The organism is Serratia sp. BFP-2025 (assembly GCF_050880365.1).
In the GTDB taxonomy this organism is placed as follows: domain Bacteria; phylum Pseudomonadota; class Gammaproteobacteria; order Enterobacterales; family Enterobacteriaceae; genus Serratia; species Serratia surfactantfaciens.
This window is the reverse complement of the sequence record NZ_JBPAFV010000009.1, coordinates 1-25,304: the sequence shown is the minus strand read 5'-3', so window position 1 is coordinate 25,304 and position 25,304 is coordinate 1. Positions and strand designations below refer to the sequence as shown.

22 protein-coding genes and 1 tRNA gene are annotated in these 25,304 nt (G+C 60.9%); 8 read left to right on the top strand and 15 right to left on the bottom strand.

Annotated elements, in window-relative coordinates; all coding sequences use genetic code 11:
- Positions 1–13: 13 nt before the first annotated feature.
- On the bottom strand, positions 14–880 hold the full coding sequence (locus ACRAWE_RS24275; protein ID WP_063918345.1) for a crotonase/enoyl-CoA hydratase family protein: 867 nt from the start codon (positions 878–880) through the stop codon (positions 14–16).
- Positions 881–1,221: 341 nt separating this feature from the next.
- Between ACRAWE_RS24275 and yhjD the strand changes: the two genes are divergently transcribed.
- The 3 genes from yhjD (at position 1,222) to ACRAWE_RS24260 (ending at position 4,758) form a co-directional block, all read left to right on the top strand.
- On the top strand, positions 1,222–2,241 hold the full coding sequence (gene yhjD, locus ACRAWE_RS24270; protein WP_063918344.1) for an inner membrane protein YhjD: 1,020 nt from the start codon (positions 1,222–1,224) through the stop codon (positions 2,239–2,241).
- Between the two features lie 327 nt (positions 2,242–2,568).
- A complete protein-coding gene (locus ACRAWE_RS24265; protein WP_019455256.1) occupies positions 2,569–3,891 on the top strand; it encodes an MFS transporter in 1,323 nt (440 codons plus the stop codon).
- Between the two features lie 99 nt (positions 3,892–3,990).
- Complete coding sequence (locus tag ACRAWE_RS24260; RefSeq protein WP_074056161.1) at positions 3,991–4,758, top strand: CDP-diacylglycerol diphosphatase; 768 nt, start codon at positions 3,991–3,993, stop codon at positions 4,756–4,758.
- Here ACRAWE_RS24260 and ACRAWE_RS24255 read toward each other — a convergent pair whose 3' ends face one another.
- On the bottom strand, positions 4,759–6,798 hold the full coding sequence (locus tag ACRAWE_RS24255; protein WP_432526004.1) for an AsmA family protein: 2,040 nt from the start codon (positions 6,796–6,798) through the stop codon (positions 4,759–4,761).
- A gap of 91 nt (positions 6,799–6,889) precedes the next feature.
- Positions 6,890–7,681, bottom strand: a complete 792-nt coding sequence (pdeH, locus tag ACRAWE_RS24250; RefSeq protein ID WP_019455259.1) for a cyclic-guanylate-specific phosphodiesterase — start codon at positions 7,679–7,681, stop codon at positions 6,890–6,892.
- A 237-nt stretch (positions 7,682–7,918) separates the two neighbouring features.
- On the opposite strand from pdeH, the gene ACRAWE_RS24245 reads away from it, so the two are divergent.
- Positions 7,919–8,851, top strand: coding sequence for a sugar kinase (locus ACRAWE_RS24245; protein ID WP_432526002.1), 933 nt, complete (start codon positions 7,919–7,921; stop codon positions 8,849–8,851).
- Positions 8,852–9,094: 243 nt separating this feature from the next.
- A complete protein-coding gene (locus ACRAWE_RS24240) occupies positions 9,095–9,796 on the top strand; it encodes a LuxR family transcriptional regulator (RefSeq protein WP_019455261.1) in 702 nt (233 codons plus the stop codon).
- A gap of 48 nt (positions 9,797–9,844) precedes the next feature.
- Here the strand turns inward: ACRAWE_RS24240 and ilvC are convergent, their stop codons facing one another.
- On the bottom strand, positions 9,845–11,320 hold the full coding sequence (ilvC, locus tag ACRAWE_RS24235; protein ID WP_019455262.1) for a ketol-acid reductoisomerase: 1,476 nt from the start codon (positions 11,318–11,320) through the stop codon (positions 9,845–9,847).
- A 168-nt stretch (positions 11,321–11,488) separates the two neighbouring features.
- Between ilvC and ilvY the strand changes: the two genes are divergently transcribed.
- A complete protein-coding gene (gene ilvY / locus ACRAWE_RS24230; protein WP_004929971.1) occupies positions 11,489–12,379 on the top strand; it encodes an HTH-type transcriptional activator IlvY in 891 nt (296 codons plus the stop codon).
- A gap of 8 nt (positions 12,380–12,387) precedes the next feature.
- Here the strand turns inward: ilvY and ACRAWE_RS24225 are convergent, their stop codons facing one another.
- From ACRAWE_RS24225 to ACRAWE_RS24185, 9 genes are all read right to left on the bottom strand, one after another.
- Positions 12,388–13,089, bottom strand: a complete 702-nt coding sequence (locus ACRAWE_RS24225) for a DUF2461 domain-containing protein (RefSeq protein ID WP_038874696.1) — start codon at positions 13,087–13,089, stop codon at positions 12,388–12,390.
- A gap of 21 nt (positions 13,090–13,110) precedes the next feature.
- Positions 13,111–13,644, bottom strand: coding sequence for a hypothetical protein (locus ACRAWE_RS24220; RefSeq protein WP_211130280.1), 534 nt, complete (start codon positions 13,642–13,644; stop codon positions 13,111–13,113).
- 53 nt (positions 13,645–13,697) lie between these two features.
- On the bottom strand, positions 13,698–15,242 hold the full coding sequence (gene ilvA / locus ACRAWE_RS24215; RefSeq protein WP_025159878.1) for a threonine ammonia-lyase, biosynthetic: 1,545 nt from the start codon (positions 15,240–15,242) through the stop codon (positions 13,698–13,700).
- A gap of 4 nt (positions 15,243–15,246) precedes the next feature.
- Positions 15,247–17,097, bottom strand: coding sequence for a dihydroxy-acid dehydratase (ilvD, locus tag ACRAWE_RS24210; protein ID WP_019455267.1), 1,851 nt, complete (start codon positions 17,095–17,097; stop codon positions 15,247–15,249).
- 106 nt (positions 17,098–17,203) lie between these two features.
- Positions 17,204–18,130: a branched-chain amino acid transaminase gene (locus tag ACRAWE_RS24205; protein ID WP_019455268.1), complete on the bottom strand. Its 927-nt coding sequence runs from the start codon at positions 18,128–18,130 to the stop codon at positions 17,204–17,206.
- Positions 18,131–18,153: 23 nt separating this feature from the next.
- Complete coding sequence (gene ilvM / locus ACRAWE_RS24200) at positions 18,154–18,411, bottom strand: acetolactate synthase 2 small subunit (protein WP_004929955.1); 258 nt, start codon at positions 18,409–18,411, stop codon at positions 18,154–18,156.
- Positions 18,408–20,054 (bottom strand): acetolactate synthase 2 catalytic subunit, encoded by a 1,647-nt coding sequence (ilvG, locus tag ACRAWE_RS24195; RefSeq protein WP_432525999.1) that lies wholly within the window; start codon positions 20,052–20,054, stop codon positions 18,408–18,410. The genes ilvM and ilvG overlap by 4 nt, the downstream gene beginning before the upstream one ends.
- A 142-nt stretch (positions 20,055–20,196) precedes the next feature.
- Entirely contained in the window at positions 20,197–20,295 is a 99-nt protein-coding gene (gene ilvL / locus ACRAWE_RS24190) for an ilv operon leader peptide (RefSeq protein ID WP_013814970.1), read from the bottom strand.
- Positions 20,296–20,428: 133 nt separating this feature from the next.
- Positions 20,429–21,661, bottom strand: coding sequence for an MFS transporter (locus ACRAWE_RS24185; protein WP_019455270.1), 1,233 nt, complete (start codon positions 21,659–21,661; stop codon positions 20,429–20,431).
- A gap of 341 nt (positions 21,662–22,002) precedes the next feature.
- On the opposite strand from ACRAWE_RS24185, the gene ACRAWE_RS24180 reads away from it, so the two are divergent.
- Positions 22,003–23,526 carry a YifB family Mg chelatase-like AAA ATPase gene (locus tag ACRAWE_RS24180; RefSeq protein ID WP_063918336.1) on the top strand — a complete coding sequence of 508 codons (1,524 nt, stop codon included), beginning with the start codon at positions 22,003–22,005 and terminating at the stop codon, positions 23,524–23,526.
- A gap of 28 nt (positions 23,527–23,554) precedes the next feature.
- Here ACRAWE_RS24180 and ACRAWE_RS24175 read toward each other — a convergent pair whose 3' ends face one another.
- Positions 23,555–23,893, bottom strand: coding sequence for a DUF413 domain-containing protein (locus tag ACRAWE_RS24175; RefSeq protein ID WP_048232148.1), 339 nt, complete (start codon positions 23,891–23,893; stop codon positions 23,555–23,557).
- Positions 23,894–24,012: 119 nt separating this feature from the next.
- On the opposite strand from ACRAWE_RS24175, the gene hdfR reads away from it, so the two are divergent.
- Positions 24,013–24,840 carry an HTH-type transcriptional regulator HdfR gene (gene hdfR / locus ACRAWE_RS24170; protein ID WP_025159876.1) on the top strand — a complete coding sequence of 276 codons (828 nt, stop codon included), beginning with the start codon at positions 24,013–24,015 and terminating at the stop codon, positions 24,838–24,840.
- 264 nt (positions 24,841–25,104) lie between these two features.
- Here hdfR and ACRAWE_RS24165 read toward each other — a convergent pair.
- Positions 25,105–25,180: transfer RNA gene (locus ACRAWE_RS24165), tRNA-Trp, on the bottom strand.
- Positions 25,181–25,304 lie beyond the last annotated feature (124 nt).

The following is a 25,304-nucleotide window of genomic DNA, read 5'->3' as shown; positions in this document are numbered from 1 at the left end:
GGGCGCGTTAAGGTTAGCCGGCACGACGCAGGTTCAGGGTGTGGCGATCCTGCAACATCACCAGCCGCTCGATGTAGGCACGGTCCTTTTCCTCAATGGTAAAGGCCGAGTGCACCCAATCTTCGGTAATGTCCATCAGCTCGGAGCGCGTCAGCTGCAACACGCGCTGCCGCGCCCGCAACATGGCGCGCATGCCGTTGAGCTTCGGCCGAATGGTATCGATAAAGGTGCGCGTCGCCATGTAGGCGTCGCCGGGCTGGAACAGCTGATCCACCAGCCCGCGGCTTTCGAACCACTCTGCGGTGTGCGACTCGCCGCCCCAAATCAGCTCCTCGGCCAAGCGCATGCCCGCCTTGCGCGCCACCAGCGAGTAACCGCCCATGCCGGGAAACAGGTTGAACGCGATCTCCGGAAACCCCATGCGCGCATTGTTCTGCGCCAACACGAAGTGGTGCGCCAGCGCCGCTTCAAACCCGCCGCCCAGCGCGCTGCCTTCGACCATGGCAATGCTGACCGCGCCGGTGTCGAAACCGCGCGCCGCCGCATGCACGCAGTCAATGCAGGCACGCGCATAGGCCATCATCGCCTCGCGTTTGCGGTTTTTGATCGCGTCGGCGAAGAATTGCAGATCGCCGCCGACGTTGAACATGTTCGGCACCAGCGAGCCGGTGACCCAGAAATCGAACCGCAGCGAAGACTCTTTCGCCGCCTGCGCCAGCGTCATGATGTCCTCGATCAGCGCCTGATTGAAACAGGGGCGCGGCGCAGCGCGCAGCAGCATCCACATGATGTGTCGCCCCTCTTCATAGTAGGCGGAAAGCTGCGTCAGGTTGCCCGCTTCGGTAAACGGACGACAGGTGGGATGATTAAGTAATTTCATAAGACCTTCCAGTTTTTCTGTTGATGACGGATGAGACCGTTTCAGCCCCTACGGCTGCAGCGGAGCGGCGGTCGGCAAAGCGCGACGCCACACCATGAGTAAACGCTTTCTCACCGACGAAACAGATAAAAATTGGAGGTAGGGAAGTGAAAAAAACCGAGGCACCACGGGGTTTTCATAGGAATTTTACCTATCGGACTCTCCCCGGCATTTCATGCCGGGCGCTAACGCGTTAAGCTCGGAAAATGACCGTCCGCCTGCCCGGCGCGCAAACCGCCGCGGAGCTTTGGCTATAATCACTGCTGAAACATGCCATTTAACGTTAAGGAAATCGTGAAGTAATGCCTACAGGACCAGACCAGGAACACCGCCAACCCGCACAAGACACGCCGCCGAAGCCGCTTATCGCCATCAAGACCGGCCATGAGACTCTCGACCGCCGCATCGGTGGTTTTTCACGTCTGATTGAACGCATCAAAGCCTGGCCGAGCGTGGCGCACCTGCTGCGCGCCGCCGAACGCTTTAACGATCGGCTCGGCAGCCAATTCGGCGCCGCCATCACCTATTTTTCATTCCTCTCGCTGATCCCGATCCTGATGGTGTCGTTCGCCGCCGCCGGTTTCGTGCTGGCCTCCAACCCGGATCTGCTGGCCAGGCTGATCAACAGGATCGTCGGCAGCATCAGCGATCCGACGCTGGCCACCACGCTGAAGAACACCGTTAACACCGCCATTCAGCAGCGCACCACCGTGGGGTTGACCGGCCTGGCGCTGGCGCTCTATTCCGGCATCAGTTGGATGGGCAACCTGCGCGAAGCGATCCGCGCGCAGTCGCGCGACGTCTGGGAACGCAATCCGCAGGATCAGGAGAAAATCTACTTCAAATATACCCGCGACTTCATCTCGCTGACCGGCCTGGTGGTCGCGCTGATCATTACGCTGTCGTTGACCTCGGTCGCCGGATCGGCGCAGGCGGCGATCGTCAACGCGCTGGGGCTAGACGGCATCGAATGGCTGCGGCCGGCGCTGACGCTGATCGCGCTGTCGATCTCGATCTTCGCCAACTATCTGCTGTTCCTGTGGATTTTCTGGATGCTGCCGCGCCACAAACCGAAGAAAAAAGCGCTGCTGCGCGGCACCTTGCTCGCCGCCATCGGTTTTGAGGTGATCAAATTCGTGATGACGATGACGCTGCCGCAGGTGGCGAAGTCACCTTCGGGGGCGGCCTTCGGCTCGGTGATCGGGCTGATGGCGTTCTTCTACTTCTTCGCCCGCTTGACGCTGTTTTGCGCCGCCTGGATCGCCACCGCCGACTACAAAGGCGACAAAGCCTTGCCGGAACGCGAGCCTCCGGCGCGCTGAAGCCATGCATCGTGCCGGTGTTTCCGCACACACCGGCACTTTCCTCTGGTTATCAGGCAAAAAACCAGTCAATTTCTCTGAATCTTGCGGCGCGCCATCCAGAAAACCAGCATAACAAACTACCCAGTCACTTTTCTTTCCCCTTTTTGTAGCTATTCCCTCTGTGTGGAATCCATTTCTCAACGTTTAACGCTGCAGAAAAGATGATGGATAAAACATTAGTCTTTTTAACCGGTTAGTGACGGCACTGGCCAAAGTTCCGCCGTTGAAAAGGCCGAATGCTGTCACTAAGATGGATTTTTACCCCTCCTAACGATAAGAAAAATTATGCAAGCCACCATCGCACCCCCACTCGACGCCGGCGACGCGCCCACACCGGTAAACTCCCGCGGAAAAGTCATCGTCGCCTCGCTGGTCGGCACCGCCATCGAGTTCTTCGATTTCTACATCTACGCCACCGCCGCGGTGATCGTGTTCCCGCATATCTTCTTCCCACAGGGCGATCCGACCACCGCGACGCTGCAGTCGCTGGCCACCTTCGCCGTCGCCTTTGTCGCGCGCCCTATCGGCTCTGCGCTGTTCGGCCACTTCGGCGATCGCGTGGGGCGCAAGGTGACGCTGGTCGCCTCGCTGCTGACCATGGGGATTTCCACCGTGCTGATCGGCCTGCTGCCGAGCTATGAAACCATCGGCATCTTCGCCCCTATCCTGCTGGCGCTGGCGCGCTTTGGCCAGGGCCTGGGGCTGGGCGGCGAATGGGGCGGCGCCGCCTTGCTGGCGACGGAAAATGCGCCGGCCAAAAAACGCGCGCTGTACGGTTCCTTCCCCCAACTGGGGGCGCCGATCGGCTTCTTCTTCGCCAACGGCACCTTCCTGTTGCTCTCCTGGTTGCTGAGCGACCAGCAGTTTATGGAATGGGGCTGGCGCGTGCCGTTTATCCTTTCCGCCGCGCTGGTGCTGATCGGCCTGTACGTTCGGGTGTCGCTGCATGAGACGCCGGTATTCGCCAAAGCGGCCAAGGCCGGCAAACAGGTGAAAGTGCCGCTCGGCACGCTGCTGAGCAAGCATCTGAAAGCCACCATCCTCGGCACCTTCATCATGCTGGCGACCTACACGCTGTTTTATCTGATGACGGTATATTCGATGACCTACGGCACCGCGCCGCAGCCGCTGGGCCTCGGCTACTCCCGCAACAGCTTCCTGTGGATGCTGATGGTGGCGGTGATCGGTTTCGGCGTGATGGTGCCGATCGCCGGCCTGCTGGCGGACGCGTTCGGCCGCCGCAAGACCATGATCGCCATTACCCTGTTGATGATCGGCTTCGCGTTCCTGTTCCCGAGCCTGCTGGGCTCCGGCAACCAGGCGCTGGTGATGGGCTTCCTGCTGTGCGGCCTGAGCATCATGGGGCTGACTTTTGGCCCGATGGGCGCGCTGCTGCCGGAGCTGTTCCCGACCGAAGTGCGCTATACCGGCGCCTCGTTCTCCTACAACGTCGCGTCGATCCTCGGGGCGTCCGTGGCGCCGTATATCGCCACCTGGCTGGCGGCCCACTACGGGCTGTTCTACGTCGGCATGTACCTGGCGGCGATGGCCGGGCTGACGCTGCTGGCCCTGCTGCTGATGAAAGAAACCCGCCACCAGTCGCTGTGATCCCCTGCGGCCCCTCACTGCGGGGGCCGCACGCGTTGTGCGTTTCCTGTCATAAAATCGGGCTATGCTGGTCGTTTCTCTCGGTAACAGGATCGGCCGATGTCTCTGCGTCGTGGGGTATTTGTCTGCGTTGCGCTGCTGGCGGCGCTCGCCATCGCACTCTATTACGGGTTGAAACCCGACCATCCCGATGCGCTGTGGCGCATCGTCAGCCAGCAATGCCTGCCCAATCAGCAGGCGCATGACAACCCGGCACCCTGCGCGCAGGTGGATGCGCAGGCCGGTTTCGTGGTGTTTAAAGACCGCAACGGGCCGCTGCAATATCTGCTGATGCCCAGCGCCAAAATCACCGGTATCGAAAGCCCGGCGGTGCTGGACGCCGCCACGCCGAATTTCTTCGCCCAGGCCTGGCGCGCACGCCACGTGATGGCGGAACGTTATGGCAAGCCGATCGATGACGGCGATATTTCGCTGGCGATTAACTCGGAATATGGCCGCACGCAAAACCAGCTGCACATTCATATCTCCTGCCTGCTGCCGGCGGTAAAACAGCGGCTGACGCAGATCGGCCCCGATTTCATCAATCAGTGGCAACCGCTGCCCGGCGGTCTGTTGGGGCATGACTATCTGGGGCGGCGGGTGACCCCTGCCGAACTGGAACAACAGGGCGCCTTCCGTCTGTTGGCTGCCGGCCTGCCGCGCGCCGACGGGCGCATGGGCAGCTTCGGCCTGGCGATGACCGCGCTGCCGGACGGCGATTTCCTGCTGCTGGCGACCGAGCGCAGCCTGCTGCCGTTCACCCTGGCCTCGGCGGAAGAGCTCCAGGATCACGACTGCCGGCTGCTTACGCCGCCGCCGCGCGCCTGACTATTTTTTGCCTTTCATCTCCCGCAGGATCTGCCCGCACTGGTTCTCCTCGCCGCCTTCACTGGGCGAGACCAGCGCCAGCAGCGCCGCCGCCGGCGTCAACACCGCCCCCAAGGCCACCGCCGCCGCACCGCGAGCAATCAGCGGCCCGGCTTTGACCCCGGCGTCCGGGTGCTTGAAGGTGCCTTTCACATACAGCGGCGAGCGCAGGGTCAGCACGCGCATGCCCTTGCTTTGCGGATCGATGGACAAATCCAGCCGTTCGGTGGCGAAGTTGGTGTTGCCGGTGATGTTGATCACCGCATTCTCGGTGTCGAACACGAACAGACGCGGCGCGGCGACGCCGCTGCGGATGCCGACGTCCGCCGCCGCGCAGTTGATGCCCACCACGTCGTCGCCGAACAGCTGCGCCACCAGATAGTTGCCGACGTTCAGGCCGAGGATCTCCATCAGGCTGCGGCTGATCACCCCGTTATTGATCAACAGGCGCAGATCGCCGTTGCTGGTCGCCAGCAGTTCGGCCACCGAATTGCCGCTGCCCGCCAGCCTGGCGTCGCCGTTCATCTGCCCGAGGCTGCGCTTCATCGCTTCCACGTTCGGCAACAGCTGTTTGAGCTGAAGTTTGCGCGCATGCATATCCACCTGGCCGCGCATCGGCTTTTTACTGCCGTCGAGGCGCACGACGGCGTTCATACTGCCGCCCGCCATGCCGAAGCGCAGCGGATCCAGACGCAGTTCGCCGTTGTTCAACTTCAGATGCGTAGCCAGATCGCTCAGCGGCAAATCGCTGCCGCGCTCGATGCGCGCGGCGGCGAATTTCACGTCCGCATCCATCTTGCGCCAGCTTTGCGTATCGAACTGTTCAACCGGCAGCACCTTGTCCGCCGGCTGGCGGCTCTTCTCGCCGCGCCCGGCTTTGGCGGCGTTGGAGTCCGCGCCGATCAGCGGCGCCAAATCCGCCAATCTCAGCTGCCGGGAGTTCACCGCTCCGCTCAGCGTCGGCCGCGGTTTGCCGGCAACGTATTTCAAATCGCCGTGAATATCGCTGTCGCCGATTTTGCCATCGAATTTCTGATACTCGAACACGGCGCCGCCCGGCTGATGCAGACGGGCGCTCAGATGGCCATCGGTCGCATACGGCGGCGTATTCGGCAGCAACACGCCGGTCAGGCCATACAGGTTGCCCAGGCTTTCGCCGGAAAATTTCAGCTGCACGTCCAGGCCGCCGAGGTTCAGCGGATCGGACAAGGTGCCCACCACCACCACCCGGGTGCTGCCGGAGCGCACATCGGCCTGCAGCGGGAACGGCAGATTGGCGCTCTGCAACGACAGCATGCCGCCTATCTTGCCGCTGCCGCTCAACGGCTCGCCGTTATATTTGCCTTTCACCTGCCAGCCGAAAACGTAATCGGGTGTAGCGGCCTTGCCGCCGTCCTGTTTGCCGGTCACTTCACTGAACGGCAGCGGTTTGCCAAGCGGATCGATAACGGCGCGGAAATCCGCCTTCAGGATGGCGTCTTTAAAGGCGATCTGCCCCTTGTCGAACACGATGTCGTGAACGGTGAACGACCAGTCGGAAGGCGGCTGCTGCGGATCCTGACCGGCAGCCAGGTCAAACGTCCAGTTATTGTCGCCGTTGGCCAGCCGTTGCAACGAGGCATTCGGCTGTTTGAGCCAGATGCGCGGGATCAGCAGTTCTTTCCCCAGCAACGCCAGCGGTGCAATGCTGGCGTCGACGCGCTGCAGCGTCACCATGCTGTCGCCGGGCATGTTTTTCGGATTACCCAGCCACACATCTTCGGCATGGATATGCGGCCAGGGCACCCAGGCGCGCCAGCCGCCCTCATCCGGATTGCGCGACCAGTCGACGCCCAGCTCGCCCCGGATGGCGAATGGCCGCCGCAGTTCGGCCGACACTTTGTCGTTGATGGTGGGCTTGAGTCGATTCCAGTCGAAGGTGGCGATGAAGATCGCCAGTGCGGCGATCGCCAGCAGCACAATGCCGCCCAGCCAGCTGAAAACCTTTCCTGTTCTTGTCATAGCGGCTCCCTCAGCGCATAAAACGGGCTGCCGAATGAAAGGAAAAGGTATTAGCAGCCCCGTTTAAGCCTAGCTGAGGATAGGCCGGAGTTCACGCCGACGCGCCGGGCGCGGCGAACAGCGTCGGTACGCTGTGCAGGGTTTCAAAACACGCCGGGCGAGAGAGGTAGTAGCCCTGCGCGGCCAGCGCGCCGGAACGCTGCACCAGCCGCCACTCCTGTTCGGTCTCCACGCCTTCGACGATCACCCCATCGCTGTGCTGGTTCATCATCTTGATCAGGGTGCCAAGCAGTTGCACGCCCTCTTCCGACTGCTTGAGCAAGGTGAACAGCTCGCGCGCCACCTTGATGTATTGATAACGCCAGGCGCCAACGGCGGAGAAGTTGGCCAGCCCGCTGCCGAAATCGTCCAACCACAGCCGTTCACCGCCGACGATCTGCTGCAGCGGGCGGTTTGATGCCGTTTCGGCGTGCTCCACCAACTCGAAACGCAGATAGGGCATCTCGGCGATCTGCCGTTGCAACGCGCTATGGCGCTGCAACGCTTGCAGCGCGATGCCGTCGATATTGACCGACACCATCACCGCGTGGCGAATGAACAACGCCTGCCAACGCTGCAGCAACGCCAACTGTTCCTGGATCACCCGCAAACGCTGAGCGACGTCGAGCGAGGCAAAATAGTGCTCCGGGGATTGCCGTTTGTCCGGCTCATTCGGGTGATACACCGCCGTCAACAGTTCCACCGCCAGCAGCGCGCCGCTGGTGCGATAAATCGGCTGGAAGGTATACAAGCGCCGGCATTGCCGCCAGTAGCGCCGCGATTTAGCGCAGGCATAGAGGGCAAAACAGGGCGCCAGCAGACCAGAGATCAGGTTGGTTATCATCGGTACTATCGCCGTGGCGGGGAAATGAGAGCGCTGCCGCTATTTCTTTACCCAGCTTATCGGCAGCGCGGCGTAAAACTTTAAGCACGAATTGCCGTGCACTTCTCCCTCGCCCTGCCGGCGCTAGCCGATCGCGATCATAAAAAATTAAAACACTGTTTTAATTTATTGACTCCCTCACCGCCTTGCGTGGAGACTGACGGCTGTTGCTTCTTGTTTAGCCAGGGCTTATTGACGATGACTATCCGAAATCTCGCCGTGATCGGCGAATGCATGATCGAGCTGTCGCAACAGGGCGCGCAGCTGACGCGCGGCTTTGGCGGCGATACCCTCAACACCGCCGTCTACCTCGCCCGCCAAATGCCGGAACAGGCGTGGCGGGTGCATTACGTCACCGCACTCGGCACCGACAGTTTCAGCCGCGAGATGCTGCAGGCCTGGCGGCAAGAGAAGATCGAGACCGGGCTGGTTCGGCAGTTGGAAAACAAACTGCCGGGCCTGTATATGATCGAAACCGACGCCGCCGGCGAACGCACCTTTTACTACTGGCGCAACGACGCCGCCGCCCGGTATTGGCTTGCGGGACCGCAGGCCGACGAGCTGTGCGCCCGGCTGGCGCAGTTCGATTACCTGTATCTCAGCGGCATTAGCCTGGCGATCCTCGCTCCCGCCGATCGTACCAAGCTGCTGGCACTGCTGCGCCGCTGCCGCGCCAACGGCGGCAAGGTTATCTTTGACAACAACTACCGTCCGCGTCTGTGGCCAAGCCGTGAGGAAACGCAGCAGGCCTACCGCGAGGTGCTGGCCTGTACCGACATCGCTTTTCTGACGCTGGATGATGAAGAGTTGCTGTGGGGTGGGCAGCCTATCGAACGGGTGGTCACACGTACGCAGGCGCTCGGCGTCGGCGAGATCGTGATCAAACGCGGTGCAGACGCGTGCCTGGTGTTCAGTGCAGAGGGGGAGCGGCTTGAGGTGCCGGCGATCGCGCTGCCGCCGGAGCGCGTAGTGGATACCACTGCGGCGGGCGACTCTTTCAGCGCCGGTTACCTGGCGCTACGCCTGAACGGCGGCAGCGCCCAACAGGCGGCGCAGCGCGGCCATCTGCTCGCCGCTGCGGTGATCCAACACCGTGGCGCCATCATTCCCGCAGTGGCCATGCCGGCATGACCAATAAGGCGGCGGCGAGATTATCTCGCCGCCCTCGCACGGGATCCCAGAAGCATTGATAAGAGAATGAGTGAAAGAATTTCCCTGGCGTTGGCTTATTTTCGCCCATAGCTGTTAAGCTCGGGTCTTGGCATTGCCGCCTTTTTGAATTTATTAGCCGAGTATAAATTTCAATCCGCCGCACTGACTAGCTGGACTTTGGTGCAGGTCGGGCTGAACCGCCGAACGACAGGGAGGTTACCGATGGCCGTCGCATTCGCCAACGCCGTCGCCGCAAGACTGCATCTTGACGGCCAACTGCACGCCTTCAGCAGATTCAAATACGCTTATTTGACCTTCAACAAACACCATCCCGATCGCCATCTGCTGGTTTCGAGCTACCCGCAAGAATGGCTGAATATCTACAGCGCCAATCGCTATCAGCACATCGATCCCGTCGTCCGCGCCGCCCATGGCCGCTGCGCGCCCTTCATGTGGCATGACACCCCTCTCACCACCGAGGATCGGCATTACCGGAAGATCTTCAATCAGGCGCGGGAATACGACATCGTGCACGGTTGCAGCTTTGTTTTGCACGATCACGACAACAATCTGGCGATCTTGTCGATCAGCGCGACGGCGGCCGATGACGCCGAACTGCGACAGTTGATGGCAGACGAGCGGGCCAACCTGCAGATGGTCTTGGTCGATACCCACCAGCATGCGCTGGCGTTGGCCAGTGCCGGAACAAGCCGGACGGATCGGCTCTCGCCGCGCGAAGGAGAAATTCTCTATTGGGCCAGCCAGGGCAAAACCTACCATGAGATCGCGTTGATCCTGGGGATCAAAACCGGCACGGTGAAATTTCACATCGGCAATGTGGTGCGTAAGCTGGGGGTGACGAACGCCAAACACGCGATCCGGCGCGGTCTCGAGCAGCAGCTGATCGCGCCGCCGGAGGCATAAAAAAAGCCGGCATCTCAGCCGGCTTTTTGTGCTTCATCTTGCGGACAATCAGCCCGCAACGGCGATGCGTTTCATGTCGGTCATGTAACCGCGCAGTTTGCGGCCGACGGTTTCGATTGGGTGGCTGCGCACCGCTTCGTTCACGTCACGCAGCTGCGCATTGTCTACCGCCGTGCCCGCCGCGGCTTTACCCAAATCACCCGCCTGCAGGGTGGTCATAAAGTCCTTCAGCAGCGGCACCGCCGCGTTGGCGAACAGGTAGTTGCCGTACTCCGCGGTATCGGAGATGACCACGTTCATTTCATACAGACGTTTACGTGCAATGGTGTTGGCGATCAACGGCAGCTCATGCAGCGACTCGTAGTAAGCCGACTCTTCGATGATGCCCGCATCGACCATGGTTTCAAATGCCAGCTCAACGCCCGCTTTCACCATCGCCACCATCAGCACGCCGTGATCGAAGTACTCTTGCTCGCTGATCTTGCCTTCAAACTGCGGCGCATTCTCGAACGCGGTTTTACCGGTCTCTTCGCGCCAGGTCAGCAGTTTCACGTCGTCTTCCGCCCAGTCGGCCATCATGCCGCTGGAGAACGCGCCGGAAATGATGTCGTCCATGTGCTTCTGGAACAGCGGCGCCATGATGGTTTTCAGCTGTTCGGACAGCGCATAAGCGCGCAACTTGGCCGGGTTGGACAGGCGATCCATCATCAGCGTGATGCCGCCCTGCTTCAGCGCTTCGGTGATGGTTTCCCAGCCGAACTGAATCAGTTTCTCGGCGTAAGCCGGATCGGTACCTTCCGCCACCAGCTTGTCGAAGCACAGCAGCGAACCCGCCTGCAGCATGCCGCACAGAATGGTTTGTTCACCCATCAGGTCGGATTTCACTTCGGCAACGAAGGAAGACTCCAGCACGCCGGCGCGGTGGCCGCCGGTCGCCGCCGCCCAGGCCTTGGCGATCGCCATGCCTTCACCTTTCGGATCGTTTTCCGGGTGAACCGCAATCAGGGTCGGCACGCCGAAACCGCGTTTGTACTCTTCACGCACTTCGGTGCCCGGGCATTTCGGCGCGACCATCACTACGGTGATGTCTTTGCGCACCTGCTCACCCACTTCAACGATGTTGAAACCATGGGAGTAACCCAGCGCCGCGCCGTCTTTCATCAGCGGCTGCACCGCGCGCACCACGGAAGTGTGCTGCTTGTCCGGCGTCAGGTTGACCACCAGATCCGCCTGCGGGATCAGGTCTTCGTAGGTGCCGACCTTAAAGCCGTTTTCGGTCGCCTTGCGCCATGAAGCGCGTTTCTCGTCGATCGCTTCTTTGCGCAGGGCATAGGCGACATCCAGGCCGGAGTCGCGCATGTTCAGCCCCTGGTTCAGGCCCTGGGCGCCACAGCCGACAATCACCACTTTTTTACCTTTCAGGTAGCCGGCTTCGTCAGCAAATTCGTCGCGCGCCATAAAGCGGCATTTACCCAATTGCGCCAACTGCTGACGCAGGTTCAATGTGTTGAAATAGTTAGCCATGGTGGTACTCCGGTTTGATGTTGTCTTGCATTGTTATTTTCATTCCCCGCCCTGTCTGTGCGGAGATTCGTTAAACTCAATGTATAACAGGAAATGCGTTGCTTAAATTGATATATTGAGAACGTGATATTGCAATTTATGCAACACTCCAACTGCGAGCGTATCGATATGGATTTACGTGATTTAAAGCTGTTCCTGCATCTGGCCGAAAGCCATCACTTCGGGCGCACCGCCAAGGCGATGCACGTCAGCCCGTCGACGCTCTCCCGCCAGATCCAGCGGCTGGAAGAGATCCTCGGGCAGCCGCTGTTCCTGCGCGACAACCGCACCGTGCAGCTCACCGACGCCGGCGAACAGCTAAAAGAATTCGCCCAGCAAACGCTGCTGCAATATCAGCAGCTGAAGCACTCGCTCGGCCAGCACGGCCCGTCGCTGAGTGGCGAACTGCGGCTATTCTGCTCGGTGACCGCAGCGTACAGCCACCTGCCGCCGATCCTCGACCGCTTCCGCGCGCAGCACCCGCTGGTGGAGATCAAGCTGACCACCGGCGACGCCGCCGACGCGGTCGACAAGGTGCAGTCCAACGAGGCCGATCTCGGCATCGCCGGCCGGCCGGAAACGCTGCCCGCCAGCGTGGCGTTCACCAAAATCGGCGAAATTCCGCTGGTGCTGATCGCGCCGGCGCTGCCCTGCGCGGTGCGCAGCCAGGCGTTCGCCGACAAGCCAGACTGGGCCGAGATCCCTTTCATCCTGCCGGAACACGGCCCTTCGCGAAAACGCATCGAGCTGTGGTTCCGCCGCCACCGCATCAGCAATCCGCTGATTTACGCCACCGTCGGCGGCCACGAAGCGATCGTGTCGATGGTGGCCCTGGGCTGCGGCATCGCGCTGATCCCGAGCGTGGTGGTGGACAACAGCCCGGAGCCGGTGCGCAACCGCATCTCGCAGTTGGATAACATCTCGATGGTCGAACCCTTCGAGCTGGGGGTTTGCGTCCAGAAAAAACGCCTGAGCGATCCGCTGATCGACGCCTTTTGGCGTCTGCTGCATCCCCGCTGACGCGAGGTTTACAGATCCGCCGGATCGATCTGCTTCATCGTCTCTACCTGCATCAGCCAGTGGTAGAGCGGCTCAAGCTGCAAAAATGCCCCGGCCAGCAGCGGCACCAGATCGGCGCTGAACAGCTTTTCCACTTCGCTATCGGTCACCATCACCGCGAACGATTTGCGGTTGTACCAGGTGGCGATCTCCGCCGCCTGCTCCTTCACCAGCGGGCGCTTGTAGCTCTCGCCCACCAGCTCGAACGGCGGCCGACAGCAGGCGGCTACCTCAAGGAAAGGCTGCGGCCGCTGCCTCAGCGTATGGCGGAACAGATCCATGGTCGGCTTGTTGGCGCTGTAGTAGCCAAGGCCATAGCGCAGCATGTCCGGCCCCAGTTCGAAAAAGTACACCGGCGCGTCTTTCCAGTCTTTGCTCGGACGCTTGAACGTCAGCCACATGCGGCTGCGGTAGCGCGACTTGTCGTGAGAAAAACGCGTATCTCGATGAATGCGCGACAGCGTTTTGCCGATCGCCGGGCGAGTCTCGAACTGCGGATCGATCGCCAACATGCCGGGAGCCAACTGCTCCACCAGCGCGCGGAACGGCGCCAGCAGCTCGCGATCGTAGATGTCGCGGTTGCCGTCGAACCACGCCTTATCGTTTTCGATCCGCACCTGCTGCAGGAAATTCAAGCCCTGCTGGCTGAAGCCGGAGAAAGGTTGCGTCATAAGTTTTTCCGTTCTGACGGTTTATCGGGTGTTACGCAGATCTTCCCTCTGCCAACGGCGTTTGATAAACACGCGCCGACGCGTGCGAAAATAAGCGACGTAGAGGTAGAACGCCGCCCGGTTGCTGGACAGCGCGCCGCCAACCGCGCCCCCCAGCAGCAAGGCACCGGTGGCGATGCCGGTCATCCCTGCGGCCCACGCCGCCGCGGCGCCGAGGCAACACAGGCCGAGCATGCCAAGGTAATATTGCAACAATACCACCCCGCTGTTTTTCCCCTGCACCAGCTGGAACAGGATCAGCGTCATCCACACCGCCACGATCGCGCCGCTGCCCATCAACACGGCGGCGGAGGTCTTGCCGCTCCAGGCGGCCGCCACATCCGTGGCCAGACCCATCACGCCCGCCAGCCCCATCATCAGGCATACCATCAGCAACATGACGTTGCCGACGCCCGGCGGCGACAGCCGCTGGCCCGGCGTGAGGAAATGCTCCTCGAGCTGCGCATCCACACCGACGAAAAGCGCGCCATCGCGCGCCGCGATTTGTTTTTCCATCTCCCGACCGTCTACCGCTAAGCGGGACAACCGGCCGGATAAACACACCGGACTCACCCCTGCAAAAAGAAGCGGAACGCCGGGTTGTCGGTTTCGTCGTGGCAATCGTAGCCCAGCGCCTGCAGGTGCCGCTCGAATTCCGGCTCGGATTGCGCCAGTTCGAAGGCCGCCAACACCCGGCCGAAGTCGGTGCCGTGGCTGCGGTAATGGAACAGCGAAATGTTCCAGTGCGCGCCCAGCGTCTGCAGGAACTTCAGCAGCGCGCCCGGCGACTCCGGAAACTCAAAGCTGTACAGCCGCTCGCGCAGCGGCTTCGACGGGCGCCCGCCCACCATGTAGCGCACGTGCAGCTTGGCCATCTCGTCGTCCGACAGATCCACCACCTGATAACCGCCGGCGTTGAGCTCGTCGATGATCTCCCGCCGCTCGGCGTGGCCGCGCGTCAGACGCACGCCGACAAAGATGCAGGCGTTGTCGGCATCGGCGTAACGATAGTTGAACTCGGTCACCGAGCGGCCACCCAGCAGTTGGCAGAACTTGAGGAAGCTGCCCTGCTGTTCCGGAATGGTCACCGCCAGCAGCGCTTCGCGCTGTTCACCCAGTTCGCAGCGTTCGGAAACGTAACGCAGGCCGTGGAAGTTGAGGTTGGCGCCGGACAGCACATGCGCCAGACGCTCGCCCTGAATGTTGTGCTGCTGGACGTACTTTTTCAGCCCCGCCAGCGCCAGCGCGCCGGAAGGTTCGGCAATCGCACGCACGTCCTCGAACAGATCTTTGACCGCCGCGCAGATGGCGTCGCTGTCCACGGTGATCACGTCGTCCAGATATTCACGGCACAGGCGGAAGGTTTCTTCGCCGATGCGCTTCACCGCCACGCCTTCGGCGAACAGCCCGACGCGCGCCAGATCCACCGGATGGCCGGCATCCAACGCCGCGCGCAGGCAGGCGGAGTCTTCCGCCTCGACGCCAATCACCTTGATCTGCGGCATCAGTTGCTTGATCAGCACCGCCACCCCGGCGGCCAGGCCGCCGCCGCCGACCGGCACGAAGACCCGATCCAGATGCGCGTCTTGCTGCAGCAGCTCCATCGCCAGCGTGCCCTGCCCGGCGATCACCGTCGGGTGATCGAACGGCGGCACGAAGGTCATGCCCTGTTGTTGGGAAAGCTCGATCGCCTTCGCTTTAGCCTCATCGAAATTGGCGCCGTGCAGCAGCACTTCGCCGCCGAAGCCGCGCACCGCATCCACCTTGATATCTGCGGTGGACACTGGCATTACGATCAGCGTTTTGATCCCCAGCCGTTTACCGGAGAAGGCAACGCCCTGCGCGTGGTTGCCGGCCGAAGCCGTCACGACGCCGCGCGCCTTCTGCTCTTCGTCCAGCCCGGCGATCATCGCATAGGCCCCGCGCAGCTTGAAGCTGTGCACCGGTTGGCGATCTTCGCGCTTCACCAAAATGGTGTTGCCGAGGCGCGAAGAGATTTTGCTCATGGCCTGCAACGGGGTGACCTGCGCCACCTCGTAGACCGGCGAGCGCAGCACCGCTCGCAGATATTCCGCGCCGCACGGGGCGCTGGGTAGGGGTTGAGAGACCGCCATGCGTTTATCCCCCCAGTTTGCTCTTGTCGCGCACAGCGCCTTTGTCGGCGCTGGTGGCCAACGAGGCGTAGGCGCGCAGCGCGAAGGACACCTGACGCTCACGGTTTTTTGGCGTCCAGGCCGCGTCGCCGCGCGCCAGTTCCGCCTCACGCCGCGCCGCCAGCTCCTGCTCGCTGACATCCAGCTGGATACCGCGATGAGGAATGTCGATCGCGATCATGTCGCCGTCCTGCACCAGGGCGATCAGGCCGCCGTTAGCTGCTTCCGGCGAGGCGTGGCCGATGGACAGCCCGGAGGTGCCGCCGGAGAAACGCCCGTCGGTGATCAGCGCGCACGCCTTGCCCAGCCCCATCGATTTCAGGTAGGTGGTTGGGTACAGCATTTCCTGCATGCCCGGCCCGCCTTTCGGCCCTTCGTAGCGGATCACCACCACGTCGCCCGCCACCACTTTACCGCCGAGGATCGCTTCTACCGCATCATCCTGGCTTTCGTACACCTTGGCCGGGCCGCGGAAGGTGAGGATTTCTTTGTCTACACCGGCGGTTTTGACGATACAGCCGTTTTCCGCCAGGTTGCCGTACAGCACCGCCAACCCACCGTCCTGACTGTAGGCGTGTTCACGGGTGCGGATGCAGCCTTCCTTGCGGTCGGTGTCCAGCGAATCCCAGCGGCAGTCCTGAGAGAATGCCTGCGTGGTGCGGATGCCGGCCGGCCCGGCGGAGTACATTTTCTTGACGCTTTCGTCGCGGGTCAGCATCACGTCGTAGGCTTCCAGCGTCTGCGGCAGGGTCAGCCCCAACACGTTGTTCACCTCACGGTTCAGCAAACCGGCGCGATCCAGCTCGCCGAGGATGCCGATCACCCCACCGGCGCGGTGCACGTCTTCCATGTGGTATTTCTGCGTGCTCGGCGCCACCTTGCACAGGTGCGGCACTTTGCGCGACAGGCGATCGATGTCCTCCATGGTGAAGTCCACCTCGCCTTCTTGCGCCGAAGCCAGCAGGTGCAGCACGGTGTTGGTCGAACCGCCCATGGCGATATCCAGCGTCATGGCGTTTTCAAACGCCGCCTTGTTGGCGATATTGCGCGGCAACGCGCTGGCGTCGTCCTGCTCGTAATAACGTTTGGTCAGCTCGACGATGCGTTTGCCGGCGTTGAGGAACAATTCCTTGCGATCGGCATGGGTGGCCAGCAGCGAGCCGTTGCCCGGCTGCGACAGGCCCAGTGCTTCGGTCAGGCAGTTCATCGAGTTGGCGGTGAACATGCCGGAGCAGGAACCACAGGTCGGGCAGGCGGAACGTTCTATCTGCTCGCTGTCGGCGTCGCTGACGTTCGGGTTGGCCCCCTGGATCATGGCGTCCACCAGATCCAGTTTGATGATCTGGTTGGAGAGTTTGGTCTTGCCGGCCTCCATCGGGCCGCCAGAGACGAAGATCACCGGAATGTTCAGGCGCAACGCCGCCATCAGCATGCCCGGGGTGATTTTGTCGCAGTTGGAGATGCACACCATCGCGTCGGCGCAGTGGGCGTTCACCATGTATTCAACCGAATCGGCGATCAGCTCGCGCGACGGCAGGGAATAGAGCATGCCGCCGTGGCCCATGGCGATGCCGTCATCCACCGCGATGGTGTTGAACTCTTTGGCCACGCCGCCGGAGGCTTCGATCTGTTCAGCAACCAGCTTGCCCAGATCGCGCAGATGCACGTGGCCCGGGACGAACTGGGTGAAGGAGTTGACCACGGCGATGATCGGCTTGCCGAAATCGGCGTCGGTCATCCCGGTCGCGCGCCACAAGGCGCGGGCACCCGCCATATTGCGGCCGTGGGTGGTGGTGGCGGAACGGTACTTAGGCATGCTCTTTTCACTCCAAATGTATTTATGACAGGCGGCGAACGAACCGCCTGGATATTCTTATCTTGTCTGTCTTGTCGTCTGCCACGCTGCGCGGCGAGCCTTGTCGTTAAGGGTTTACCGGATCCAGCCAGCCGTACTTGTCTTCCGTCTTGCCGGTGAACAGGCCGAAGAACGCCTCCTGAATCTGTTTGGTCACCGGGCCACGTTTACCGATACCGACCTGAATGCCGTCCACGCTGCGCACCGGCGTGATCTCCGCCGCGGTGCCGGACATGAACACTTCATCGGCCAGATACAGCGATTCGCGCGACAGCACCTGCTCGCGCACTTCGAAGCCCATGTCTTTCGCCAGCTTGATGATCGCATCGCGGGTGATGCCCGGCAGCGCCGACGAGGTGAACGGCGGGGTGTAGATCACGCCGTCTTTCACCTGGAACAGGTTCTCGCCCGCCCCTTCGGAAATGTAACCGTGCACGTCGAGCGCGATGCCTTCCTGATAGCCGTGGCGGCGCGCTTCGCTGCCCACCAGCAGGGAGGAGAGATAGTTGCCGCCGGCTTTGGCCGCGGTCGGGATGGTGTTCGGCGCCGCGCGGTGCCAAGAGGAGACCATCGCATCGATACCTTGCTCCAGCGCCTCTTCACCCAGGTACGCGCCCCAAGGAAACGCCGCGATAATCACGTCCGTTTTATAACCGGCCGGCGGGTTGACGCCCATGCCGACATCGCCGACGAACACCAGCGGGCGAATGTACGCGCTGACCAGGTTGTTCTTGCGCAGCGTGGCGCGGCAGGCTTCCATCAGCTCGTCGACGCTTTGCGAAACCGGCATGCGGTAGATTTTCGCCGAGTCGTGCAGACGCTGCATGTGCTCGCGATGGCGAAACACCACCGGCCCCAAGTGCGAGTCGTAGCAGCGCACGCCTTCAAATACCGACGTACCGTAATGCAGCGCGTGCGACATCACGTGCACTTTGGCCTCGGCCCAAGGAACCATCTCACCATTGAACCAAATGTAATCGGCTTTCTTTGTCATTGTTATTTATCCTTCTCGGCGCCTCAGGCGCGTATTTGTTGTGATGTTGGCTGCTGGATCTCGACGCAGGAGACGTCCATCAGCTTGCTTAATTGAGATGACAACAAGGCGACCGGACGCGGGCTGGCAACGGTCAATTCGATATTGATGCTGTCGGCGTTGGCCGGGGAAACCATATTCATAGCACAAACCTGAAAGCCGCGATGACGCACGACCCGCAATACGCGCTCTAACATTTCGGGGCGAAAACGCGCCTGGATCGAGAGTTGATGCTGCATCATGATATTTCCTCCAACATGGTTTCGTTGCCGGCGCCCGGCGGCACCAGCGGCCAGACGTTTTCGAGTTCGTCGATAGAGACCTGCAGCAGATAAGGGCCTTCGGTGTTGAACAGCGCCTCGAGCGCGCCCTCCACCTGATCCTTGCGGCTGATGCGCTGGCCGGGAATGCCGAAGGCGGCGGCCAGCATCAGGAAGTCGGGGTTATCGGACAGGTTGGTTTCGCTGTAGCGGCCGTCGAAGAACAACTGCTGCCATTGACGCACCATTCCGAGGCGCTGGTTGTCCAGCAGCACGATTTTGAGCGGCAGCTGCTTGCGCTTGATGGTGCCCAGTTCCTGCACGTTCATCATGAAGGAGCCATCGCCCGAGACGCAGATCACCGTATCTTGCGGGCGGGCAATCTGAGCGCCGACCGCGGCCGGCACGCCGAATCCCATGGTGCCGAGGCCGCTGGAGGTGATGAAATTCTCCGGGCGCTCGAACGTCATGTGCTGAGCGCTCCACATCTGGTGCTGACCGACGTCGGTGGTCACTACGCTGTTGGCCGGCTTGCGGTCAGACAGCTGGCGCAAGAACAGCGGCGCAAAGATCGGCTGGCCGGGGTGATCGTAGCGGCAGGCGTGCTCGGCTTTCAGCGCCGTTACCCGCTGCTGCCAGGCGGCGATGTTCAGCGGGCGCTGCAACGCCGGCAACAATGCTTTCAGATCGCCCTGCAGAGCCACATGCGCCTGGCGCAGTTTGCTCATCTCCGCCGGATCGATATCCATGTGGATCACTTTGGCATGCGGCGCGAAGGCGTTCAGTTTGCCGGTCACGCGATCATCGAAACGCGCGCCGACGGCGATCAGCAGATCGCACTCCTGCACCGCCAGGTTGGCGGCCTTGGCGCCATGCATACCCAGCATGCCGAGGTACAGCGGATCTTGCGCATCCGGCGCGCCCAGCCCCTTCAGGGTGGCGACGTTCGGCATGCGGGTCACGGCGATGAACTCGCGCAGCGCCGGCACCGCCTGCGCCATGCCCACGCCGCCGCCGACGTACAGCATCGGTTTGTGCGCCTGCGCCAGCAGCTCGGCCGCCTCCGCCAACGCCGCCGCCGGGAACGCCGGCGCTTCATCGACCGGCATCAGGTGCGGATGCAAGTCGCCCTGCGCCAGCTGGATGTCTTTCGGGATATCGATCAGCACCGGGCCAGGGCGGCCGCCGGCGGCGATGGCGAACGCTTCCGCCATAATGCCCGGCAAGGCGTCCAGCGACTCCACCAGGAAACTGTGCTTGGTGCAGGCCAGAGACAGGCCGAGAACATCGATCTCCTGAAAGGCATCGGTGCCGATCAGCGCGGAACCCACCTGACCGGTGATGGCGACAACGGGAACGGAATCGAGCAGCGCATCAGCCAGGCCGGTGATCAGGTTAGTGGCGCCGGGGCCGGAAGTGGCGATGCAAACGCCGACGTTGCTGGTGGCGCGGGCGTAGCCGATGGCGGCCATGGCGGCGCCCTGTTCATGGCGGCACAGCAGGTGTTCCACACCACCGTCATACAGCGCATCGTACACCGGCATGATTGCCCCACCCGGATAGCCGAATACGGTATCCACTCCCTGCGCACGCAACGCTTGAACTACCCACTGAGCGCCATTCATAGTTATTTCCCCGCCTTACTTCGACAACTACAGGATTTTGTTCTGTTTTTCATCTTCCGCCCCTTGCTCCACTTTTCTCTTGCCAATAAAAAACCCCCGGACCTGACGGTGCGGGGGTTCTCTTGCGATTCCGGCTTGTTTGCTAAGCCTTTCTTCGTCCAAGTGCAGCCCCGCACGGTGGGATAATAATCACCACCACGCTAATCACGACTAGGCTAATCACTTGGGCAAAGGCTTTCATAATGGGTTTGTTCACTGTGCTCATTCAGAACTAATGCTTACAGAGGTACCACAGCCGCGCGCGACATGACAACACTTTTTTTGCGTTATTATTCGGCGCAATCTGGTCATACCTCATGCGGATCGCCCGGATTTCATACGTTGGCGCGCATGCCCGGATTTTTCACCGCGCCGGTGATGGCCTTGCCGCGCGTATCCTTGCCGAAGAACACCAACAGGGCGATCGCTACCGCTACCGTGCCGGCGACGATCGCCATCGCCAGGCCGTAATTATGCCCATGATGCTCGGCGATGCTGGCTTGCAACGTGGCGTTGACCGAGGCGATCAGGTTGCCCAGCTGATACACGAACCCCGGCAGCACCGCGCGGGTGTTGGCCGGCACCAGCTCGGTCAGGTAGGTCGGCACTACGCCCCAGGCGCCTTGCACCATGAACTGCATCAGGAAAGCGCCGAGCCCCAACATCAGCGAACCGCTGGAAAACGCCCACAGCGGGATCACCGGCAATGCCAGCAGCGCGGCGATGATGATCGCTTTTTTCCGGCCGATTTTTTCCGACAACGAACCGAAGAATACGCCACCGATAATTGATGCGATATTGTAGCTAATGGCAATGATACTGACGGTTTTAGGATCGAAACCGTGCTGAACTTTCAGAAACACCGGATACAGATCCTGGGTGCCGTGGGAGAAGAAATTGAACGCCGCCATCAGCAACACCAGATAGCAGCACAGCTTCCAGTGGCTCTTCAGCACCGGCAGCAAGGCGGTGCTCTCTTTACGCTCACGTGCCGCCAGCCACACCGGCGACTCGTGCACGCAATAATAAATAAACGGCAGCAGCAGGATCGGTGCCGCGCCGATGACGAACATGCCGCGCCAGCCGACCGTTTCGAACAGCAGGCCATAGGCCACCGCCGCCAGCAAATAACCGAACGGATAACCGGCCTGGAAAATGCCCGACATCAGCCCGCGCGAGCGGTCCGGTATGGTTTCCATCGCCAATGACGACGCCACGCCCCAGATACCGCCCATCGCAACGCCGTACAGCACCCGCAACAGCAAAAAGACCGTCAGCGAAGGTGCGGCGGCGGAAAGCAGTTCAAACACCGAGAAGAAGACGATATTCAGCATCAGGATCGGCTTGCGGCCATATTTTTCCGCCGCTCGCCCAAAGATCAGCGCGCCTATTGGCCGCACCGCCAGCGTGAGAAGAATGGCCAACGTGACCTGCTCCAGGCCGACGTGAAAGGATTGTGCGATATCGCTGAGCAAGAATACCAGCACGAAAAAATCGAAAGCGTCGAGCGTCCAGCTTGAAAAGCTGGCGATTGCCGCGTTGCGTTGCAGCGAGGTCCAACCAAACATAGTGTTATCCCTACCGTAGAGTACGAAGTCAGGAGATTTAGCGGCTGCCGGGCGGAATGCGGCGGCGGTCGGAGTGTGTCAAAGAAGTGATTTTTCTTTTAATCAATTGTTAAATACACCCATTAAGCCTATGGGTGCAATGCGTCTGGGCCGCTAATGTGTTGCAGGCTTCAGCGAATTGTTAATGGGTATTGCCGCAGGCTGCGAGGCAGCTCGCACAATCTTATTCGCTTCGATGAAAATCGGTGATTAGGCTGCGAACATCATGGAAAAATTACCAATAACGCCGCGCGCCGCCAGGATGAATCGCGCATCATGTCGCCCTCAGCAAGGAGAGCAATATGTCACTGGCGGTAATCTATAGCCGCGCCATCATCGGCGTTCAGGCCCCTTCCGTCACGGTAGAGGTGCATATCAGCAATGGCCTGCCCGGCCTGACGTTGGTCGGTCTGCCGGAAACCACGGTGAAAGAAGCGCGCGATCGGGTGCGCAGCGCCCTGATAAACAACGGTTTCACCTTCCCCGCACGGCGCATCACCGTCAATTTGGCGCCCGCCGATCTACCGAAAGAAGGCGGGCGTTACGATCTGCCGATAGCGCTGGCGATCCTCGCCGCCTCCGAGCAACTGCCCCTCGCCCCCCTGGCGCGCTATGAGTTTCTCGGCGAGCTGGCGCTGTCCGGCTCACTGCGCGCGGTCAAGGGCGCTATCCCGGCGGCGCTGGCGGCAGCCGAGGCCGGGCGACAACTGATCCTCTCAACGGATAACGCCGCCGAGGTCGGCCTGATCGCACAGTCGCACTCCCATACCGCCCGACACCTGTTGGAAGTCTGCGCCTTTCTGCTCGGCCAGGGCGAACTGCCGGTGGCGACCACACCTCCCGCTGCGGACAACGTCTGCGAAAGCGCCGACCTACGCGACATCATCGGCCAGGAACAGGCCAAACGGGCACTGGAGATCGCCGCCGCCGGCGGGCATAACCTGCTGTTGATCGGGCCGCCTGGCACCGGTAAAACCATGCTGGCCAGCCGTCTCACGGGCTTGCTGCCGCCGCTCGCGGAGCATGAAGCGCTGGAAAGCCTGGCGGTCGCCAGCTTGCAGCATCATGTTCCCGCCGCTCTGCTATCGCGCCAGCGGCCGTTTCGCGCGCCGCATCACAGCGCCTCGATGGCGGCATTGGTCGGCGGCGGCTCACTGCCGCGCCCGGGCGAGATCTCGATGGCGCATAACGGCGTGCTGTTTCTGGATGAGCTGCCGGAATTCGAGCGTAAAGTACTGGATGCGCTGCGTGAACCGCTGGAATCCGGCGAGATCGTGATTTCACGCGCCAACGCCAAGGTCTGCTTCCCTGCAAGGGTACAATTGATCGCAGCGATGAACCCCAGCCCGACCGGGCATTACCACGGGTTGCACAATCGCGCCTCACCGCAGCAGGTGCTGCGTTATCTGGCTCGGCTATCGGGGCCTTTTCTCGACCGTTTCGATCTGTCTATCGAGGTGCCGCTGCTGCCGCCGGGTACGCTCAGTCAGCGGCAAAGGCATGGAGAAAGCAGCGAGCAGGTGAGAGAAAGAGTGTTACTGGCGCGCGCCCGGCAGCTCGAACGCGCCGGCAAAATCAACGCGCTGTTGAGCAACCGCGAAGTGGAACGGGATTGCGTTTTGCAGGCGGCGGACGCCGAGTTTTTGGAGACGACATTGAACGCGCTGGGGCTATCGGTCCGCGCCTGGCAGCGCATCTTGAAGGTTGCACGCACGCTGGCGGATTTGGCGGGAGATGCTGAGCTCAACAGGCGCCACCTCAGCGAAGCGCTGGGCTATCGCAGTATGGATCGTCTGCTGTTACAGCTGCATCGGAGTCTGGAATAGAAAATGGGGCCCGCAGGCCCCATCGTCTTTAGTCGTCGCTGTCGCTGTAATCTTCTACTGCGTCAGCCTGCGGTTTACCGCCGGACAGAGTATGGAATTTCTTCGGGCGACGTGTGCGCGCCAGATATTTAGCCCATACTTTTTCCTGCTCGGTAGCCGCTTCGCGCTCACCGCGGCACACTGCGACGAACAGCTGTTCTTCTTCAGTGACCGGCTGGCGTTTACCTGAGTCCAACTCGTTAAACGCGTAGCCGAAGCGCTCTAGCAATTGCGCCTCTTTAATGGTGAAATCGCCGTGACGGGAGAACCCGCGAGGGTAATGTTTATTATCAAAAAAACGATTGGTCGTGGTGAAGCTATCCGCCATCTGACACGCTCCTAATTCTCTTATGGCCGTGCTGTTTATGGCGCGGAGTATTAGATAGGCTTGACAGCGTGTAAAACAAAACATTTAAATCTTAACGACAAATTTTTTTGGAGATAGGTGTGGATACCGAATTACTGAAAACCTTTTTGGAGGTCAGTAGAACGCGTCACTTTGGCAGAGCCGCAGAATCTTTGTACTTAACGCAGTCCGCGGTCAGTTTCCGCATCCGTCAGCTAGAAAACCAGTTGGGCGCAAATTTATTTACCCGTCATCGCAATAATATCCGCCTGACACCAGCTGGTGAGCGGCTTCTGCCCTATGCAGAGAGCCTGATGAACACCTGGCAGCTGGCGAAGAAAGAGGTCGTGCGTTCGCTGCAACACACCGAGTTATCGATCGGCGCTACCGCCTCGCTGTGGGAGGCCTATCTGACCCCGTGGCTACAGGCGCTCTATCAACAGCGGGAGGCGCTGCAGCTCGAAGCCAGGGTGGCATTAAGGCACTCTTTGGTAAAACAACTGCATGAAAGGCAGCTCGATTTACTGATCACCACAGAACCGCCGAAGATGGATGAATTGGCCAGCCAGCAACTGAGCAATTTCTCTTTACGCCTGTTCTCATCCGCACATCGCGACAAGCAGGCCCCGATGCCCTATATCAAGCTGGAATGGGGGGCCGACTTCCACCAACAGGAAAACCGCATGTTGGAAGGCGATAACGTGCCGGTACTCACCACCACCTCCGCTCATCTCACGCGCCAGCTGCTGGAAACCACAGGCGGCTGCGCCTTCCTGCCCAGCCAATGGGAAAAAGAGTACCCGCAATTGGTTGCCGCCGCCGAGATCCCGCCGATTATTCGCCCACTGTATGCCGTCTGGTTGCAAAACAGCGATCAACAGCCTTTGATTCGACAATTACTTAAAATACCTTTAAATACCGCAGCCTAACACGTTATGGCGGCCTTAAATGCCGCCATCGTGGTCGTGGCTGTCTATCGAGTTAAAATGCGGCTATCGCCTTCTGAGAGAAGATAACGCAAAACGGTGCGACACTCAGGGGGTTAAGGGGGGATTGGAAGTACACGCGGCAGCCGGGAGAGGGCAAACATTGCCTATGGCGTCTAATGCGCTTTTTTCCGCAGCCGTAATGCTCTAAGACAGAGGAACCGTAGGCAAAAAAAAACCCTTTGCTTTCGCAAAGGGTTCTTAATATGGCAGGGGCGGAGAGACTCGAACTCGCGACACCCGGTTTTGGAGACCGGTGCTCTACCAACTGAGCTACGCCCCTAAATCTCGCTTAACATTATGCCTGCTAAGAAAGCAGGCATAATTAAATAAGTGGCGGAACGGACGGGGCTCGAACCCGCGACCCCCTGCGTGACAGGCAGGTATTCTAACCAACTGAACTACCG

Bases quoted from the DNA above. Each gene is read 5' to 3' on its own strand.
- ilvD (WP_019455267.1), bottom strand. From the start codon at position 17,097: ATGCCTAAGTACCGTTCCGCCACCACCACCCACGGCCGCAATATGGCG.
- yhjD (WP_063918344.1), top strand. From the start codon at position 1,222: ATGCCTACAGGACCAGACCAGGAACACCGCCAACCCGCACAAGACACG.
- ACRAWE_RS24240 (WP_019455261.1), top strand. From the start codon at position 9,095: ATGGCCGTCGCATTCGCCAACGCCGTCGCCGCAAGACTGCATCTTGAC.
- ilvG (WP_432525999.1), bottom strand. From the start codon at position 20,054: ATGAATGGCGCTCAGTGGGTAGTTCAAGCGTTGCGTGCGCAGGGAGTG.
- ilvM (WP_004929955.1), bottom strand. From the start codon at position 18,411: ATGATGCAGCATCAACTCTCGATCCAGGCGCGTTTTCGCCCCGAAATG.
- ACRAWE_RS24260 (WP_074056161.1), top strand. From the start codon at position 3,991: ATGTCTCTGCGTCGTGGGGTATTTGTCTGCGTTGCGCTGCTGGCGGCG.
- pdeH (WP_019455259.1), bottom strand. From the start codon at position 7,681: ATGATAACCAACCTGATCTCTGGTCTGCTGGCGCCCTGTTTTGCCCTC.
- ACRAWE_RS24265 (WP_019455256.1), top strand. From the start codon at position 2,569: ATGCAAGCCACCATCGCACCCCCACTCGACGCCGGCGACGCGCCCACA.
- ACRAWE_RS24275 (WP_063918345.1), bottom strand. From the start codon at position 880: ATGAAATTACTTAATCATCCCACCTGTCGTCCGTTTACCGAAGCGGGC.
- ACRAWE_RS24185 (WP_019455270.1), bottom strand. From the start codon at position 21,661: ATGTTTGGTTGGACCTCGCTGCAACGCAACGCGGCAATCGCCAGCTTT.
- ACRAWE_RS24245 (WP_432526002.1), top strand. From the start codon at position 7,919: ATGACTATCCGAAATCTCGCCGTGATCGGCGAATGCATGATCGAGCTG.
- ACRAWE_RS24225 (WP_038874696.1), bottom strand. From the start codon at position 13,089: ATGACGCAACCTTTCTCCGGCTTCAGCCAGCAGGGCTTGAATTTCCTG.
- ilvY (WP_004929971.1), top strand. From the start codon at position 11,489: ATGGATTTACGTGATTTAAAGCTGTTCCTGCATCTGGCCGAAAGCCAT.
- ilvL (WP_013814970.1), bottom strand. From the start codon at position 20,295: ATGAAAGCCTTTGCCCAAGTGATTAGCCTAGTCGTGATTAGCGTGGTG.
- ACRAWE_RS24220 (WP_211130280.1), bottom strand. From the start codon at position 13,644: ATGGAAAAACAAATCGCGGCGCGCGATGGCGCGCTTTTCGTCGGTGTG.
- ACRAWE_RS24180 (WP_063918336.1), top strand. From the start codon at position 22,003: ATGTCACTGGCGGTAATCTATAGCCGCGCCATCATCGGCGTTCAGGCC.
- ACRAWE_RS24175 (WP_048232148.1), bottom strand. From the start codon at position 23,893: ATGGCGGATAGCTTCACCACGACCAATCGTTTTTTTGATAATAAACAT.
- ilvA (WP_025159878.1), bottom strand. From the start codon at position 15,242: ATGGCGGTCTCTCAACCCCTACCCAGCGCCCCGTGCGGCGCGGAATAT.
- ACRAWE_RS24255 (WP_432526004.1), bottom strand. From the start codon at position 6,798: ATGACAAGAACAGGAAAGGTTTTCAGCTGGCTGGGCGGCATTGTGCTG.
- ACRAWE_RS24205 (WP_019455268.1), bottom strand. From the start codon at position 18,130: ATGACAAAGAAAGCCGATTACATTTGGTTCAATGGTGAGATGGTTCCT.
- ilvC (WP_019455262.1), bottom strand. From the start codon at position 11,320: ATGGCTAACTATTTCAACACATTGAACCTGCGTCAGCAGTTGGCGCAA.